The organism is Agrobacterium sp. ST15.13.013 (assembly GCF_027956525.1).
GTDB lineage: Bacteria > Pseudomonadota > Alphaproteobacteria > Rhizobiales > Rhizobiaceae > Agrobacterium > Agrobacterium salinitolerans.
In genome coordinates this window covers 1-455 of record NZ_JAQKGP010000096.1, presented here as the reverse complement: position 1 = coordinate 455, position 455 = coordinate 1, and the positions used below count along the sequence as shown (strand labels likewise).

At 62.2% G+C, this 455-nt stretch carries 1 protein-coding gene; it reads right to left on the bottom strand.

From position 1 onward, the window contains the following. A partial coding sequence (locus PL597_RS26045; RefSeq protein WP_271366660.1) for a cation:proton antiporter domain-containing protein occupies window positions 1-455 on the bottom strand: 455 nt, incomplete at both ends.

Genomic DNA, 455 nt, shown 5'->3' with positions numbered 1-455 from the left:
CCAATCAGCATCCCGGCAAAGGCCAGGACCTTCATGCCGACCGTCAGCCAGTTCCCATGCTCATCCGCTGAACCGGCCAGCAGGGGCACCAGCGCCAGCGCCGGGATCACCGCCAGATCCTGAAACAGCAGCACCGAAAAGCCTAGCTGTCCCGCTTCGCTGCGGCTCATTCCCTTCTCACGCATCAGCTGCAGCGCCATGGCGGTGGAAGACATCGCCAGGCCGATCCCGCCGACCACCGCCGCCTGCCATGAAAACCCGGTCGTCATCAGCAACCCACCGAGGATCGCCGCGCTGAGCATCACCTGCGCCGCGCCAACGCCGAAGATGGAGCTCCGCAGTCGCCATAGCTTGGCGGGATTGAGCTCCAGGCCGATGATAAACATCAGAAACACTACGCCGAGCTCAGAGAAATGGAGAATTTCATCCACATCGCTGATAAACCCGAGCCCACG